Here is a 463-nt window from a genome sequence, read left to right as displayed (position 1 = left end):
GAATCATGAAACGATACAGGCTGACACACCGATAGCCCTGTATCTGGATCGCAGCCCGGAAATGGTGATCGCTATTCTGGCAGTGCTGAAAGCCGGGGGTGCGTATGTCCCGATATCCCCCGCTTATCCCGCTGAACGGGTTCAGTTTATTCTGACTGACACAGAAACCCCCTGTGTACTGACTCAACAGCGGCATCTGGCTACATTGGCAGAATACAGCCAACCACTCACGGAACCCCCTATACTCATCGCGGCGGATGACCGGACAATCACCGCAGGCCAGTCTGTGGAAAATCCGGTGCGGATAAACCGGCCAACCGATTTGGCCTATATCATTTACACGTCAGGCACCACCGGTCAGCCCAAAGGGGTGATGGTGGAACATAGCAGTGTTCAGAATCTGACGCAGTTTATTGCCAGAACCCATTTGCTGGCACCACAGGTGAAAGCGCTGTTTTTCTCC

At 53.6% G+C, this 463-nt stretch carries 1 protein-coding gene; it reads left to right on the top strand.

The features are described 5' to 3' along the window. On the top strand, positions 1 to 463 hold a 463-nt coding region (locus Xind_RS19795), incomplete at both ends, for an AMP-binding protein (RefSeq protein WP_187650975.1).

Origin of the sequence: Xenorhabdus indica, assembly GCF_014467235.1 — a bacterium.
Taxonomy (GTDB): Bacteria; Pseudomonadota; Gammaproteobacteria; order Enterobacterales; family Enterobacteriaceae; genus Xenorhabdus; species Xenorhabdus indica.
This window is presented reverse-complemented; position numbering and strand designations above follow the sequence as displayed.